The sequence below is a fragment of the Alteromonas infernus genome (assembly GCF_902705815.1).
Map to the genome: position 1 here is coordinate 34,724 of NZ_CACSIG010000032.1, position 16,714 is coordinate 51,437.

The 16,714-nt window shown below is 44.3% G+C and carries 12 protein-coding genes; 5 read left to right on the forward strand and 7 right to left on the reverse strand.

What is annotated here, in order from left to right; all coding sequences use genetic code 11:
- Positions 1 to 6 precede the first annotated feature (6 nt).
- From ACX5J7_RS08835 to ahpC, 3 genes are all read right to left on the reverse strand, one after another.
- Positions 7 to 543, reverse strand: coding sequence for a hypothetical protein (locus ACX5J7_RS08835; protein WP_020745842.1), 537 nt, complete (start codon positions 541 to 543; stop codon positions 7 to 9).
- A 328-nt stretch (positions 544 to 871) separates the two neighbouring features.
- Complete coding sequence (ahpF, locus tag ACX5J7_RS08840) at positions 872 to 2,461, reverse strand: alkyl hydroperoxide reductase subunit F (protein ID WP_012518269.1); 1,590 nt, start codon at positions 2,459 to 2,461, stop codon at positions 872 to 874.
- A gap of 176 nt (positions 2,462 to 2,637) precedes the next feature.
- On the reverse strand, positions 2,638 to 3,195 hold the full coding sequence (gene ahpC / locus ACX5J7_RS08845) for an alkyl hydroperoxide reductase subunit C (RefSeq protein WP_431603865.1): 558 nt from the start codon (positions 3,193 to 3,195) through the stop codon (positions 2,638 to 2,640).
- Positions 3,196 to 3,506: 311 nt separating this feature from the next.
- Here ahpC and ACX5J7_RS08850 point away from each other — a divergent pair, with 311 nt between their 5' ends.
- Both ACX5J7_RS08850 and ACX5J7_RS08855 read left to right on the forward strand, forming a co-directional pair.
- On the forward strand, positions 3,507 to 4,835 hold the full coding sequence (locus tag ACX5J7_RS08850; protein ID WP_012518266.1) for a DUF2252 family protein: 1,329 nt from the start codon (positions 3,507 to 3,509) through the stop codon (positions 4,833 to 4,835).
- 320 nt (positions 4,836 to 5,155) lie between these two features.
- Positions 5,156 to 7,744, forward strand: a complete 2,589-nt coding sequence (locus ACX5J7_RS08855) for an ExeM/NucH family extracellular endonuclease (protein ID WP_498706847.1) — start codon at positions 5,156 to 5,158, stop codon at positions 7,742 to 7,744.
- A 128-nt stretch (positions 7,745 to 7,872) separates the two neighbouring features.
- On the opposite strand, the gene ACX5J7_RS08860 is transcribed toward ACX5J7_RS08855, so the two are convergent.
- Both ACX5J7_RS08860 and ACX5J7_RS08865 read right to left on the reverse strand, forming a co-directional pair.
- Entirely contained in the window at positions 7,873 to 9,558 is a 1,686-nt protein-coding gene (locus ACX5J7_RS08860) for a response regulator (protein WP_498706848.1), read from the reverse strand.
- Between the two features lie 284 nt (positions 9,559 to 9,842).
- Complete coding sequence (locus ACX5J7_RS08865; protein WP_498706849.1) at positions 9,843 to 10,514, reverse strand: 2OG-Fe(II) oxygenase; 672 nt, start codon at positions 10,512 to 10,514, stop codon at positions 9,843 to 9,845.
- Positions 10,515 to 10,796: 282 nt separating this feature from the next.
- Here ACX5J7_RS08865 and ACX5J7_RS08870 point away from each other — a divergent pair, with 282 nt between their 5' ends.
- The 3 genes from ACX5J7_RS08870 (at position 10,797) to rluF (ending at position 14,278) form a co-directional block, all read left to right on the forward strand.
- Positions 10,797 to 12,353: a carbon-nitrogen hydrolase family protein gene (locus ACX5J7_RS08870; RefSeq protein ID WP_012518260.1), complete on the forward strand. Its 1,557-nt coding sequence runs from the start codon at positions 10,797 to 10,799 to the stop codon at positions 12,351 to 12,353.
- 215 nt (positions 12,354 to 12,568) lie between these two features.
- Positions 12,569 to 13,378, forward strand: a complete 810-nt coding sequence (locus ACX5J7_RS08875; RefSeq protein WP_498706850.1) for a hypothetical protein — start codon at positions 12,569 to 12,571, stop codon at positions 13,376 to 13,378.
- 153 nt (positions 13,379 to 13,531) lie between these two features.
- Complete coding sequence (gene rluF, locus ACX5J7_RS08880; RefSeq protein ID WP_012518258.1) at positions 13,532 to 14,278, forward strand: 23S rRNA pseudouridine(2604) synthase RluF; 747 nt, start codon at positions 13,532 to 13,534, stop codon at positions 14,276 to 14,278.
- Between the two features lie 188 nt (positions 14,279 to 14,466).
- Here rluF and rpsO read toward each other — a convergent pair whose 3' ends face one another.
- Entirely contained in the window at positions 14,467 to 14,736 is a 270-nt protein-coding gene (gene rpsO / locus ACX5J7_RS08885; RefSeq protein ID WP_012518257.1) for a 30S ribosomal protein S15, read from the reverse strand.
- Positions 14,737 to 14,847: 111 nt separating this feature from the next.
- Complete coding sequence (locus ACX5J7_RS08890; RefSeq protein ID WP_498706853.1) at positions 14,848 to 16,134, reverse strand: hypothetical protein; 1,287 nt, start codon at positions 16,132 to 16,134, stop codon at positions 14,848 to 14,850.
- Positions 16,135 to 16,714: the final 580 nt, after the last annotated feature.

The following is a 16,714-nucleotide window of genomic DNA, read 5'->3' on the forward strand; positions in this document are numbered from 1 at the left end:
TTTCACCTACATCGGCATAAAGGTAAGTACAGGCACGCATAGACCCGCAAGAACGGTGTAAGCACCCACCACTTTAAATTTGTGAACGGTGGCGAGGTAGTGATAAACAATCATCCCCCACAATACCGGCAAGAGCACAGTGCCTGTGGCGAGTTGCCCTGCTATTGAAAAAGGAAGTAGCGCGCATATACCAAGGGTTAGAAATACGCTAACCGCTAACAAAACAACCAATATCACCACGTAGTTCGCCGTATTACCTAGCAGAGTTTTGCGAGAAAAATCGACGCTTCTCGGCTGGGGGTTATTCTTTGGCTTTGGTAATTGGGTTTGATTTAACGCGATAAAAGGCCACACTAACAACGCGGGAATACACAGCGCGTATAGCACACCGAACTCCCACCCTTGAGCATAAGACCAGCACACGGATGAAGCCAACCAAACAGCAAGCCCCACGTATAAATAAGTAGACGCCTGCCCACGCCAACTTTTATAAACTGCCGCTAAGGCCGCAAGTGACAGACCACTTGCTGCAACTGAAAGCATAACTATTCCTTGAAGTAAGAACATAAAAGGCAACGCTAATACTATCGTTAGCGATGAAAGTGCCTTTTGATGTTTTGTAGGTTTTTTATTTGTGGTAAAGCACCCGAGCACGCATAAATGCGCGTTTCTAAAAGAAGGATAAAACTGCTGAGCGCTCTACTTCTTTCTATTTTAACGGTGCTAATTTAACAAATTGACAGTTAAATGAAAACTACTATCATTACTATTTAGGGCGATACATTTGATGACTTAGAAAAGGAAAACAAAAAAGCCGAACTAACATGGTCAGTTCGGCTTTTTGATTGGTAGGTAAAGGAAGCGCCGCTAATTAAGCTGCTTCGCTCTCATCTTCTGATTCAACGACTTCGTGGCTTAGTAAATACTCGAACGCTGCCAATGAGGCTTTAGCGCCCTCGCCCATTGAAATAACAATTTGCTTATACGGAACAGTTGTTACATCGCCCGCTGCAAATATACCAGGCTCAGATGTATGACACTTGTTGTCTACCACAATCTCGCCGTATTGTGTCATTTCAACCGTATCTTTCATGAACTGGCTGTTTGGAACAAGACCAATTTGAACAAATACACCTGCTAGTTCGCGGGTATGAATCTCGTTAGTACTACGGTCTTGGTACTCAATCGCATTCACTTTGCCATTTTCTGCAGTGATCTGACGGGTCGCTGCATTTTTAATAATAGTGATATTGTCGCGCTTTTCAGCTTGGTCTATTAATACCTGATCGGCTTTAAGCTCTGGCATGAATTCAAATACCGTTACCGATTTCACTATACCTGCTAGGTCTAGTGCAGCCTCAATACCCGAGTTACCACCACCAATTACCGCCACGTCTTTGCCTTTAAAGAATGGGCCGTCACAGTGTGGGCAATATGCTACGCCATTCCCTACGTTTTCTCTTTCACCTGGTACGCCCAGCTCTCTCCAACGGGCACCAGTAGCGACAATTACCGTACGCGTACGGATTTGCTCGCCAGAAGACAACGTAATCGTTTTGATGTTGCCTTTTTCGATGCTATCTACACGAACATGCTCTTTAAGTGTAATGTCGTAGTCACGTACGTGCTCCATCAAGTTGCCAACAAGTTCAGGGCCTGTGGTTTTAGGCACAGAGATTAGGTTTTCAATGCCCATCGTATCTTTAACCTGCCCGCCAAATGTTTCTGCAACAATTGCTACTTTCAAACCTTTACGAGCGCTGTAGATAGCTGATGCTACGCCAGCTGGGCCACCGCCAATTACCGTCACATCTTGCAGCGGTAACGCGTCGCCTTTATTCGCTTCTTTAAGGCTTGGGTCGCGTTCGATAAGTTTGTTGATAAGCACAGAAGCGTCAACCTTACCGTTTGCGAATAGCTCGCCATTTAGATACACACTTGGTACACCTTGAATGTCGCGCTCTTGAATTAAGTTTTGATATAAACCGCCATCAATCATTTCAGCTTTAATATTTGGATTAACCAATGCAAATTGGTTTAACGCCTGAACGACCTCTGGGCAGTTGTGACAGCTAAGGCTAATGAACACTTCGAAGTTAAGCGGTTCATTGATAGCTTTTACCATCGCTTTAACGCTGTCATCTAGCTTCAGTTCTGTGCCTGCTGCGTGCAGCATGGCAAGGACTAAAGAGTTGAATTCGTGACCACCGGGAATGCCTGAGAAACGGATACCCGTATCTTCACCGTCAGCTTCTAATAGGAAGCTGATAGCGCTGCGGAGTTCACCATTAGTGTCGCGCTCTTCAACATTAAGTTTTTCGCTTACTGATGCAATGTCGGACAGAAACTTCACAAGCTCGTCGCGCTTGCTATGTTCACCGGTCTGTACGACAAAGGTTACGTTTTTCTGCATTGTTTCAGCATAAGACTTCAATGCTTGTAAAATTTCTTTAGTTAACACGGTTATTCTGCCTTATTTTCGACACGCCGATCCCCGCCAACCTTCTTCTGAGGTCAACTACATAAGCGGAAATTGGGAATTAACATCAGGGAGCGGAGACCCGCTCCCTATATAAACGTTGCCAATGCTTACCGTTAGCTAACGCCAACGGCATTATCGGCCTCTAAGCAAGACGCTTAGATTTTACCTACTAGGTCTAGAGAAGGCGCTAGTGTTTCTTCACCTTCTTTCCATTTAGCTGGGCAAACTTCGCCTGGGTTATTTGCTACGTACTGAGCAGCTTTAACCTTACGTACTAGGTCGTCTGCGTCACGGCCGATACCTTCAGACGTGATTTCCATTGCTTGAACGATACCCTCTGGGTCAACAACAAATGTTGCACGGTCAGCAAGGCCCATAGTTTCACGCATACAATCGAAGTTGCGAGTGATTTCACCTGTTGGGTCGCCAATCATTGCAAACTTGATCTTGTTGATCGTGTCTGAAGAATCGTGCCATGCTTTGTGTGTGAAGTGAGTGTCAGTAGATACTGAGAAAACTTCTACGCCACGAGACTGAAGCTCTTCGTATTTGTCAGCGATGTCACCAAGCTCGGTTGGGCATACGAATGTGAAATCAGCTGGGTAAAATACGAAAACTGCCCATTTACCTTTGATGTCTTCACTGCTTACGTCAATGAACTCGCCGTCTTTAAATGCAGTCGCTTTGAAAGGTTTGATAGCAGTATTGATCAATGCCATGTTTAATTCTCCATTTTGGTTTTAAATTATCTTCGCAAGCAAGTAGCATGCGAATACAAACTTTACGTTTATAGTGACGACATGGTTTTACACTTTTGTGAACTTATTCACTAATGAAAAATTCATGTCTCTCGAAACTGGTGATAAGAATAGCGCGTATCATTTTAAAAAACTAATTGGTAAAAATGAATCGCTTAATCAGGTTATTGAATTGAACGATGAAAATAGAACCAAATTGATTAATTGCATTGCAATACGCGCACTTAAAAGCTCAGCGTTTGCCACGTGAATAGGTGAGGAAAACCATGTTAGACAATCGGCTTCAACATATCATAGATGCAGTCAAACGCATTGACGGGCAAACACCAAGCTTACAGCTAGCTAAGCACACAAAGATGGCTTCAAGCCCTTTTGTGTTTTATCGAGGAAGTGCCCAGCTATTTTATGCCGATATTCTATCTGGGGTCATCAACTTCCCAAAAGAATGTGACTCAATTCCCCTTACAAGCGTAATGGGCGATTGCCACACCTCAAATTTCGGTTTTCTTACCGAAGAGGGTTCCCATGGCGACACGGTTATTTTCTCACCCAACGATTTCGATGATGCATGCGTAGGACAAGCGCAATGGGACGTTCTTCGCTATCTCACGTCTTTACATCTTGCCAGAGCACATTGCGCTGGTGTGATTAAAGGTAAATATCAAGATGACGCCATCAACCATTCGAAGCCGGTCGTTAGCCATCAGGATGTGATTGAAGCTCAGTATCGTTTTATAGAAAGCTATATAAAGACATGTGAGCGCGTTAAAGCAAACGCTTCAGTACTGAACGAAGCAATAGACACCTGCCCTAGCACCGTTCCCAGTAAATTAACTAAGCTCTATAACAAAGCAAAGGCGCGTAGTGCAGGTGGTGAAGATTTCACGTCAAAAAGTGCGTTAGCCAAAGCAGTACAACTACAGGGCGACACATTAGCCTTCAAGCGTAACAGCGAGAAGTTCACTAAACTAAGTGGGCAAGAATATTCAGCGTTACTGGCCGCTTTTGCCCCTTATATGGATGACGCCGTTGTGGATATCGTTAAACGCCTAAATGCCGGTACGGGCTCGGTTAATATGAACCGCTATTATTTTTTAGTGGGCCCGTCCAAACCGCATAACGCCGAAAGCTTCTCACATTGCCATATCGTAGAAGTGAAGCAGCAGCGTGAAGCCGCTCCCATTCACTATTTTAAAGCGCTTAACCCGGTTAATCGACTGAACGCGGCGCATCTTACCGCCCGCTGTCAACGCCGAATGCAGCGCAGGCCAGACTTAGTGCTCGATGAGGTAAAATATGCTGGCGCACACTATTTAGTGCGCTCGCGCCATCACGCTAAAGTTGGGGTTGCCCCGCACGATATCGCCATGGGCAAAAAAGCCATCGAAAAGGGTTTTAATTACTTTGCTGAACTTTGTGGGTACAGCCTTGCTTTAGCACACTGCCGGGGAGACCGCCGCAGTACCCGCTTCTCCTCTTCTGCGGCTAAAACATTTGAATCTGTAAAGACCCTACTGGTAAAAGTTGCAAATTTGTATGCTGAGCAAGTAATAGACGATCATGCTTTATTTAAACAACATATTGAAAACAAATGAATTGATGGGTAACGCCCTAGCTTGCGTTAGCGGTTTAAACACTTCACCGAATAGAATTACTTAAGCGATAATTAAGCGCTTTGTTACAACTCAAAGGCATAAATAAACTTACCCATAAAAGATAAGTACCTGTTGTATATAAATTTATTAAAATACAGCTTGAATAAGCTTAAATCATTCCTACCCACGCGAAATCCCTTTACGGTAGTACTCGCAATAGCAAAATGGCATTGGGCCTGGTTATTGCTGGCTTGCACACCTGCGAGCACACACAAAGATGTGAATTAGAAAAATAATGAAAACTACAAAGGGAAAATGACGTGAAAACATCATTAACTTTACTATCTGCAGGGATAATTTCTGCGCTTTCTTCCACAGCAGTTAATGCTAACGATTTGGTCATTAGTGGTGTCATTGATGGGCCGCTAAGTGGCGGTGTACCCAAAGCCGTTGAACTTTTTGTGGTCAACGACATTGCCGACTTGTCCGCTTATGGTGTTGGCTCTGCCAATAATGGTGGTGGCACAGATGGCGAAGAGTTTACCTTCCCAACTGGCGTATCTGCAACTGCAGGAACCTATATTTACGTTGCATCTGAAATAGACGGCTTTACCGCGTTTTTCGGTTCAGCACCTGACTATGATAGCTCGTCAATGGGCATTAATGGCGACGATGCTATTGAACTTTTCAAAGACGGTAGTGTTATTGATACGTTTGGCGACATTAATACCGATGGAAACGGCACCGCGTGGGAATACCTTGATGGGTGGGCTTACCGTACCTCAGGCCAAAACGCTAACGGCGGCAACTTCGATTCAGCTAACTGGACATTCAGCGGTGTGGATGCGTTAGATGGCGCAACAACGAATACCGATGCAACGACACCTTTCCCAACAGGTACGTTCACAACAGAAGGTGGAGATGAAGTAGTCGATGAGCCTGAAGTACCGGCCGTTGAGCTAGGTGTTTGTGGCGATGACGCGGTGCTTATCAGTACTATTCAAGGTAGTGAGAATAGCTCTGCAGAGGTGGGCAATAAGGTTATTGTTGAAGCTATTGTAACAGGTACGCGAAATGGCGGATTCTTTATCCAAGAAGAATCGGCAGATTACGACGCTAATGAAGCAACGTCTGAAGGCCTGTTGGTAGAAGGTAATATAGACATTGAAGCCGGCAACCTGGTTCGTCTTTACGGAGAAGTTGAAGAAAACTACGGCATGACCACACTGGTTATGGACAGTGACGTGACAGCGTTAGATTGTGGGGAAGCGGAATCGGTTGCGAGCGTAGCCCTTTCAATGCCTTATGAAGTTGACTTAGAAACACTGGAAGGCATGGTAGTAAGCGTTACCGATGCTACCGTAACAAGCACGAATAACTTGTGGCGCTTCGGTGAGATTGTCGTTAGTGACACGATTAAGCGTCAGCCGAGCGACGTTGCAGCTCCACTGTCAGAAGACTACGTTGCAGCAGAGCAAGCAAGCGAAACCAGCTTACTCACTATTGAAGACAATAGCGGCTCACAATATCCTGATACACTTAATTACTTCCCTACTTTCAGCTATGCGAACGCCATTCGCATTGGCGACAGTGTGTCGGCCTCGGGCCCGCTAAACTATAGCTTTGGTACTTACAGAATAAATCCAAGTGACATCATTGAAGTAGCTTCAACACGCGAAGCCAACCCTGTTGTTGCTGAAGGTAACCTTTCAATCGCGACGTTTAACGTACTGAACTATTTCAATGGCGAAGTAGATGAAAACGGCGATGTGACCTTTGATTATGACAACAATCGCGGTGCGTCAGACGACGTGGCCTTCGCCCTACAACAAGGTCGTATTGTCGAAGCCATTATTAATTTAAATGCTGATGTTGTTGGCTTAATGGAGATAGAGAATGATGGCTTTGGCGACGATAGCGCTATCCAGTCTCTTGTTAATGCCATTAATGCTGAATTAGGTGAAACCGAACAATACGCATTTGTTGCTACCAGCGACGGTAGCGAAATAGGTACCGATGCCATTACCGTAGGCTTGCTATATAAGGCGTCTGTAGTGACACCTGAAAGCGATGCAATGATTGTGGATATGCCAGTACAACAAATTGATGAAGATAGTCTGGCACGTATGCGCCCTAGCCTTCTTCAGTCGTTCGTTCATAACGAAAGTAGCAAGTCGTTCCTTGTTGCGGTAAATCACTTTAAATCTAAAGGTTCGCAGTGTGCTGAGGACGTAGCAGAAGCACCGTCTGAAATTACGACAATTCAAGGCAGCTGTAATGCACTTCGCGTATCGGCAGCGATCACGCTTGGTAACGCATTGAGCGATGAGAGCCTGCCTGAGCGTAAAGTCATATTGGGCGACTTAAATGCATACAGTGCTGAAGACCCTGTCGCTGTACTTACCGATTACACACCTGAATCACGTGGATACACCATCGCTACTGCTATAAACACGGGCATGGACGAAGGTGCCTCGGTTGACGTTGAATCTAGTTTTGGCTATCACAATTTAGCCGAAGAGTTCGACGCAGAAGGCTTTTCATATTGGTTCTACGGCACTGAACAAGTGGGTAGTTTAGATCACGTGTTAGCAAGTGACGCCATGCTTGCAGACGCTATTGATGGTGCACACTGGAATATTAACTCAGTGGAATCGTATCAGCTACAGTACGATCAAGCGCTTCGTTTCTATCCTGACGAAGACGGCTACGCATTTACCGACGTTGGCCCGTTTAGAAGCTCGGACCATGACCCATTCATCGCCACATTCGATTTACAAGCGGACGTAGTTGAAGACGATGAAGATGACAAGGATAGCTCAGGAGGAGCGATGGGAGGAATTCTCGCATTGCTAGCCGCAATGGTAGGTTTTCGCCGTCGTCAGCATAATGTTGAAAAGAAAAGCTAGCGTTGAAAAATAACCAGCGCCGTTCACATTAACAAAATGTGACTCGCAAACGTAAAAAGCTGCCTTTAAAGGCAGCTTTTTCAATGGCACATCACCATAATTTCCTATTTCTACACACCACTAGGCGTTCACGCTTTAGACACTACCATACCCACTAAGTCAGCGGCATTAGTATCGTCAACTTCGATACCAATACGCTTAATATACTGATCCCGCTTCTCCGCTTGCGTTGTCGATAATTCAGTAGATAACAGCACCTTTGCTGCACGTTGCGCCGACTTCATTTGTTCATCAGATAGGTTATCGTCAAGGTGAATTTGGGTAATAACTTTCAATAAACTCAGCGCAATTTGTTTATCTTTAGGCGACAATGTCAGCGCCTGCCGCAAGTTATTGTAGGCGGGGTTCAATCGGTTCTCTTTATAGTTTACCGTCGCCATCTGTTTCAGTTCTTTGGTGGTAAACTGAATCTCACTGCGTTCAATGGACTCTTGATTTAAGTATTCATTGACCACTTGCGAGGTAAAGGTATCGCCTTCAATTTGTTTACGTAGCTTATCTAAAATACTGACACAGTGTTCGCGCATTCCCAGTTCATGAAACGCCTTCATTTTGTCCAGACTGTCTTCCATCGACAAGCCTTCTGTAGAAGCTGAGCGATCTTTCATCAATTTTTCTGCACTACGCTTATCATCTCTTAGACAAAGCACGCGGGCTTTCACCACGTCAATTTGTTCACCAAGCTGACTTTGCATACCTTTTTGCTGTTTAAGCTCTTCCAGTTCGGACTCGGCTTTTTGCAAATACCTTTCTGTCTCTGCATTGCCCAGGCTAGTAGCAAGGTCAATAGTAGAACGGATAATGTTTAACGTGAGCTGAGGTGAATCGTGAATAGAGTTTTTAGCAAATTTTGCCATGTTTTGAACGGCAGAAAGCTGGCCTGCTTTGTCGTGATTAAGTCGAGCGAGGTCCCATAGGCGCTTGTTGCGCTCAATATTACGGGGCGCAAGCCTACTCGCTTCTTTCATCTGCTCATAAGCAATATCGAACTGCTCTTTTTCTATAAAATACTGCGCCAGTAAATCGTAGGTTAAAAACCGTGTATCAGGCCTTTGTAACAAATCATCGACAAGAAGCTGGGCTTCTTCTAATTCGTCTTGTCTAAGTAAGGAGCGAGTTAAGCCAATATGAACCCATGCGTGATCCATACTCTGCAATAAGCCCCTAAAATAATCTTCAGCGGAGTCGTAATCGCGAAGCTGCAATAAGCAATCGCCAATTAAGCGCTTTATTCTTGTGTGATACTCAGAAAGCGAGGCGTCTTTTAGCTGCCTTTCGGCATAATACATCGCAGTGGAATAGTCGCCTATCTGCATACAGTACAACATTTTATGCAGCTTAAGGCGCACTTGTATTAAATAGTCTAATCGAGACTCAATTTTATTACGCTGTAGGGGTTTTACCCAAAAATCATCGGGCTGAAGTTCGACAATACAATTGACGAGCTCGGGCGATGTTTCGGCGCTTAAGAACACGACAGTTGTTGTGTCATTGATGTGATTGAGGTGCTTTAATTCTTCAAAGAGGTGAAAGCCATCTTTATCGTGGCTTACGTTAAACGACAATAATACAAAATCAAACTGTCGCGCTTCACATAGTCGCTTTGCATGAAATGCGTTAAATGCACTGCTGACATTCTTTATTCCAATTTCATGCAATGCAGATGCTACGACATCATGAACAAGCCCCTGGTTATCGATAACCAGTACATGGAGTTCTTCTCTTGGGGTGGGGGCAGGTATTTTTTCCAGCATTGACCAATCACTTCTTACGTCTTTTCCCTAAGCGACACAATAGGCATTTGAGCGATGCTATTGTGGACTGCACTACCATATCTATAAAACGTTCTGGGAAAGCGTCAGTTAAAGCACTTTACTTCCACATTAAAAGCAAGGCTTTTAAAACGAAACATTTAGAGCGTATTACCCTAGTGAAGGTTTAGTTTTACACTCTTTATCTGTAGATAGATAGCGTGAACTTATTATACATAAGTATAATATTTTAGATACCAGACATGCAGAACATTGCCCCATAAGTTTTAACGCGGTGGGTCTATGTTATCGTTAACGCTGCCGTTAACTCTAAACCAACCGGCAATAGAGTGACGGGTACGTGTAGCAGGCAGTACTTCATGGGGAAACTGTTCGCTCAAAAAGACGACAAGGGTATTTTTCTTCGGTAAGACTTTGGTACCTTCAACGTCATCACTGCTATTGTAAATGACCAGTTCTCCACCGTGTTCCTCCAGCCAATCTTCACTCAAATACCCGACCAGTGAAAGCACGCGATTGCCCTGCCCTTTAAACGCATCTACATGTCTTTTGTAAAATTTACCCGGTTCGTAGCAGGCGAAATGACTTTCAAACGAAAAAAGCCCCATAAAAAGTGAACGGTTTATATACTGCTGCATTGCTTCACACCATGCTAGCCACAGTGCTCCTTCTTGCGACGAGCCTGTAATCCAACATATTGCATCCCCTCTCACGTTCGCCGCTTTTTTATAGTTGTCTGCGCGACCAATACCGGCCGTTTTATATTCTGCCTCAGAAATTGAACGCTGACAGTCTAAAAGAGCTTGTGTTATAAAATCAGGTAACCCATTCTCTTGTATAGAAAAGCCTTTCGTAACGAGGTCATCGACAATGGTTTCGAAAATCGATTCATCAAAAACATGAAGAGGTTGTATTGCTGTCAGTTGCTGTTTATTCATCTACGTTTTGTTTACCGATAAATTAAAACAAAGAAGGTTTGATGTGCATTGATGGCGTTAATGCACGCCGCGAGAAAGCAGCGACGTTATACGCCGCTAACATTAGTGTGGCAATTGTGAAACGCGGCTTTTACTCCGCAAAATTTTAATCGATAGAAGAAAAAAGTTTTATCGCTGGCGAGCGTGCTTCGAAATCGCACGCTTCTTGCTTGTCTTACTTAAAGTCAACATCAACTATACTTGCATATAAGTGATGTAAAGCGTAACAAACATGAGTAACCCATGAGTCAAGATCAAACACAAATAGAAGAAACGGAACACCATTTAGACTTGAGAAATTTAAGGCTAGATGACTACAACGATGTAAAGGCGTTAATGGATACAGTTTACGCCAATGTAGGAGGCGCTTGGCCTTACTCTAATTACAAAGCCCAGGTAACAACCTTTCCCGAAGGGCAAATTTGTATTGAAGATAAAGGCAAGGTGGTCGCTTTTGCTATCTCGGTTATCGTCGACTATGACCAGTTCGGCGATAAACACAGTTATGATGAAATAACTGGCGACGCCTACCTGACTACTCACGATCCTAACGGCGATGTGCTATATGGCGTTGAAGTGATTGTTTGCCCTGAGTATCGCGGCCTTAGGCTAGGCCGCAGATTGTACGAGGCGCGCAAAGAACTGTGTCGTAACCTCAACTTAAAGTCGATAATGGCGGGCGGCCGTATACCAAACTACAAAAACCACGCTAATGAATTGTCGCCATACGAATACATTGAACAGGTAAAGCTTAAAGATATCTACGACCCTATTTTAACTTTTCAGCTTTCTAACGGCTTTGAAGTGAAACAGGTTATGTCAGCTTACTTGCCTGAAGATGAAGCGTCGCAAGGGTATGCCACCTTGCTTCAGTGGCACAATATTTACTATGAGCCTGGTACCCCTTCTCTAATCGCAAGCAGAAAGGCCAGCGCCCGTATAGGGTGTATTCAATGGCAGATGCGCTATTTTAACAATGTCGAAGAGCTATTGCAGCAGGTCGAATATTTCGTTGACGCACTGTCAGATTATTCCTGCGATGTTGCGCTTTTCCCCGAGTTTTTCAATGCACCATTAATGGGGCTTAGCCCGTCAGATTCTTCCATTGACGCTATTTGGCACTTGGCTACCTACACCGATGAAATTTTAACAGCGGTGTCCCATTTAGCGGTGTCCTACAATATCACGATCATTGCTGGCTCTATGCCTGTGGTGGAAGAAGAAGAGCTTTACAACGTTAGCTACATCTGCAAAAGAGATGGCACCATCGAGAGCCAATATAAACTGCATCCTACTCCTCACGAGAAAGAGGATTGGATAATGAAAGGCGGTAACAGCCTTAAAACCTTCGATACCGATTTTGGTAAAATTGGCGTACTGATTTGCTATGACGTGGAGTTCCCCGAGCTTGCGCGCATTCTGTCTGACCAAGAAATGCAAATACTCTTTGTTCCATTTTGGACTGATACTAAAAACGGCTATTTACGCGTACGCCGGTGCGCACAGGCACGGGCTATCGAAAATGAATGTTACGTTGCCATTGCCGGAAGTGTTGGTAATTTACCCAAAGTTGATAATGTAGACATACAGTACGGGCAAACGGCCGTATTTTCTCCTAGTGATTTTGCGTTTCCTCACGATGCAATTGTATCTGAAACCACGCCAAACACGGAAATGACTCTCATTGTTGATTTAGATTTAGACAAGCTTACCAAACTTCAAAACGAAGGATCAGTAAGAAACTACCTTGATAGAAGACGCGACTTGTATCGGGTTGAGTGGATCGGCGACAAATCCTAAAGCCGCGTTTCAGCGCAGCTAAATCTAACGCGTTAAAGAAAATGTTTAATCTTGTGGCTTATGTATTGTTGACATCTTCATAAGCCATAGAATTTCCTTTAAATAAGCGATAACATGCGGTAGCGCGTAAAAAAGGATGGGCTCTCTTCTTATTAGCGCACATCATGATAGCCTTGTGATCAGCGAGCCCTACATAACGAGATAAATAATTTACTATGGCAAACAATTCAAAAAACGACGAGTTTCCAACAATTAGGCTGGACGAAGAAGACCGTCGAGACTACCAAACCAAAAGGCAAGCGGCACCTTCAAAACCCTCTACCACGCCGTCATCAACGCCTTCTTCTCCTTCCCCTTCATCGAACGGTGGTGGAAATGGAATATGGGTAACCTTGGTTGCAATTGTAGCGTTAGCTGCATGTGGTGGCTGTTACTACTTATATACGCTATTAGAGCAACAAAAAGCCGTTGCCGATCAAGCCGAAAAACGCATTATGCAGCTTGAAAACAAACTCTCTGCCACTGGCGAAGAAATTGGCGAGTCTACGGTCGCGCTTCAGGTTAAGGTGACCGAGCTCAGTAATAAAACCAACGAGCTGTGGGAACAGATGGACAAGCTATGGGCTTCAGCTTGGCGCCGCAACCAAAAAGAAATTGCCGATTTAGGCGATCGTGTTGGCAACGTCCAAACCGCGCTCAACAAAAATATTGGTTCCGTATCTGACGATGTTAACGCCCAGGCGGCTGCCATTGGTTCTGTGAAAAATCAGCTGGCCTCGCTGGCCGACGAGTTGCTCGCGGTTAACGTTCAGCTTGAGCAAGCGGCTAACGATAAACAAAGCGCGCAACAAAGTGTGCGTAACCTTTCAGATAAGCTTTCTGTTCTAGAGCAGCGCAATACAACATTATCTGGCCGTCTGACTAGCTTAGAAAATGAAATCCGCGAAATCGCTACAAAAGTAGTGTCTCGCAGCGGTGCATCAGGTGGAAGCGGCTCGGCGCCAGCTACGGCAGGATCTCAATAGAATATTGGTTGATGTAATCTCTATTTAGCGGTGACGCAATACACTGTTAAACGAAGAAACGAAAGGGGCAATGTGCCCCTTTCATTTTTTATGTATTAGCGTGTGTCGTGATATTATTATCTTCTTTTAAAAAACTATAGGACATACTGCGCAATGAGTGACCAAGCGCCAAAACGTTTAAATAAATATATCAGTGACACCGGCCTGTGTTCGCGACGTGAAGCTGATAAACTCATTGAGCAAAAGCGCGTTAGTGTAAACAACCATCCTCCAGAACTTGGCACCAAGATAGGCCCAAATGACATCGTAAAAGTAGATGGCAAAATTGTTGGGGCCGTGGCTAAAGACAAATCCGATCGGGTGTATATTGTTTACAACAAACCCATAGGTATCACCTGCACCACAGAGCGACACGTTAAGGGAAACATCATTGATGCCATAGGTCACAAAGCGCGTATTTTCCCTGTTGGGCGCCTAGATAAGCCATCAGAAGGGCTTATTATCTTGACCAGTGACGGTGATATAGTAAACAAGATATTGCGCGCTGAAAATGCTCACGATAAAGAGTACGAAGTCACGGTTAACCAGCCTATCAGCGAGCGCTTCGTTAAACGCATGGCCCGTGGTGTCCCTATCTTAGGAACAGTAACTAAGCCTTGTGTTGTAAAGCCCACAGGTAAAAATACGTTTACTATTATCCTAACTCAAGGGCTCAATCGCCAAATCCGCAGAATGTGTGAATTTCTTGGGTATGAGGTGACTAAATTAAAGCGCACACGAATTATGCACCTTGAGCTCAAGGCCCTGAAACCGGGACAGTGGCGTAACCTCACCCAACACGAGCTAACCACGTTGCAAAATGCGGTTAAAGCATCGAGTAAAACTGCACCCTCAAACTAACATGCCATTAAGAATGCTTTAAAACGCGCCTATGCGATAATAATTAATTGCAACGAACGCCAAATCTCAAAAATATGGTCTAAGCTTCTAGCAAATAAAAAATGTGAGGACAAAGCGTCGCTTTTTTGAAGGAATAAAATTCACACAGAAAAAAAGCGCCCATTGGGCGCTTTTCTTGAAACCTAGTCTTATCGACGAAGGCCTAGACGCTTGATTAGGTCAAGGTAACGCTCAGCGTTCTTGCCTTTAAGGTAGTCTAGAAGCTTACGACGTTGGCTAACCATACGTAGAAGACCACGACGTGAGTGGTGATCTTTCTTGTGATCAGCGAAGTGACCTTGAAGCTTGTTGATGTTGTGAGTAAGCAAAGCAACTTGAACTTCTGGTGAACCAGTGTCGCCTTCTTTAACGCCGTACTCAGCAATGATTTTCGCGGTTTCTGCTTTAGTTAGTGACATGTCATTCTCCTAATATTAATGCTTCGCCGATCACTAATTCAGCAAAGCGGAATGAGCGCCGTATTATAATGACCTTTGCACAGTTAGCAAGGACCGAACAACGTAAATTCATCAATTAACCCGTTTAAGGTTCGATTCCACCTTATTAATACGTTTAGCTAACTCGCTTTTGTATTCGAAACCGTTCAGAAAATCCCTTGCCCGCTGGTCACTTTTGTATCCGTATGCAGAATACACCGAGTGGGCTATGTTTATCTTAGCGTCGCGATCTACAACTAAGTCTAAATTTTGTTCGACAAATTGCGGTGATCTGTAAACTGCTCCTTGTAATAAGGTAACCACTGCTTGCTTAGTATCGATATTCGTTTGACGTTGTGCCCAACTAAGCGCGGTGTCGGGCTCAAAATAAGCGATAGTTCTGGCAGCGTGTTCAACATCAGATTGATAGTTTTCACTACTGCTATGTTCTACAAACCAGGAAGCAGCTTCACTGGGTGATTGGTTTACATAACTATCAAAGACCGCGCGTTTTATCTCATTTTTTCGTTCGTTGTCATCTAGCGTATCGAACCAAGCTTTAGTGCTTTCAACGTCTTTGCGTACCCAGGTACTTATTAAATTCGTTTCTAACCGTTTGTCATCCGAACGTTTTACTAACGTTAACATGTCTCGAAACTGCTCTGATGTTTCTAGGACACTAAAAATACCGCTGTAGGCCGCACTTTTTAAATTTTCTGACTCAAGAAGAGCGATAGACTGAAAGGCACTATCAATGTCCTCACTTGCCATTTCTCTAAAAATGAGCAGAGGGTAAATGTTGTTTTCGAGACTGCCTGAGGTAAGTGAAGCATTATTAATATACCAATCAAGGGCCTTAGAGGGCGATTGATTAGCCCAATTAGCTATAACCGATAAGCGAAACTGCTTCTTCGTTTCCAAGTTAATATTCATATTATCAACAAGGTCCCAGGCTTTTTCGGGGTTCAGCTCTACTAAGCGAGAGACCATTGTTGACAAAATCATGCCGGCATCTGGATCGCTGATAGACGTATCGATGCTTGATAACGTATCGATAATTGCCTGCTCGCCCATCGTGCTTATAGAGATAATTAAGGCGCCTATTTGTTTTAAGCTAAGCTTGGGCTTGTCGGACAACCAGGCCTCTAGGCTAATCTCATCAGGTTTACTCGCTGAGTCTTTGGGTAACTGATCACGCTTAGTCTCCCCTTGCTGAGGGGGTAGCGCTTCTTGTGAGACGTGTTCATCTTTACCGTCGCCCACGTTGGTTATATGTACAGAAGCTTCTGAGGGGACTGTCGGGCGCTTATCATTGGCATAGTAACCCGCAGCAAATACCAGGCATAGCGAACAAAGCCATAAACCAATCCATTTGATCATTGTGTAATCCCTTAATTAACACTCTGCGCCCGTTTAAGACGTTTCGCAGAAGGTAAAAGTCTGTATGAGTGATAAATAACCTACCACTAAATGGTGCGCCTTTTATACTACTTTATTTACCATTATCGAGTAGGGTGAGGCTTGCGCCTCATCCCTCTCACAGAACCGTACGTACGGGCCTCGTATACGGCTCCTGCATACTTCATATCACTTGCTAAGTGACACAATGCTAATTTGCAATCTAGTATCGTGCGCCCTATGGACATCGTTCATTTTCTAACATTGTGGTAACTTTCATTGCAGGGTTTGGCGTTCTAGCACTGAGGCAATCTACCAAATTTGACTACAATTACTTCCCATATACGGCCTGTCTCACCAGACATCACTATTCCTAGCGCACCGATTCGACTTGTCCCGCTGATCAGGCGGCTTGTGTATCAATGATAAAAAAACTCACAACTCATCAGAGTCTTAAAGTCTGCTTCCCCCCTTCGCAATCCATTTAAGCTTTTGGCTAAAATGGATCCTATCAAACACAATGCTGATAGTCGGCTTGGTTTTACCCTCCACACCATTACTG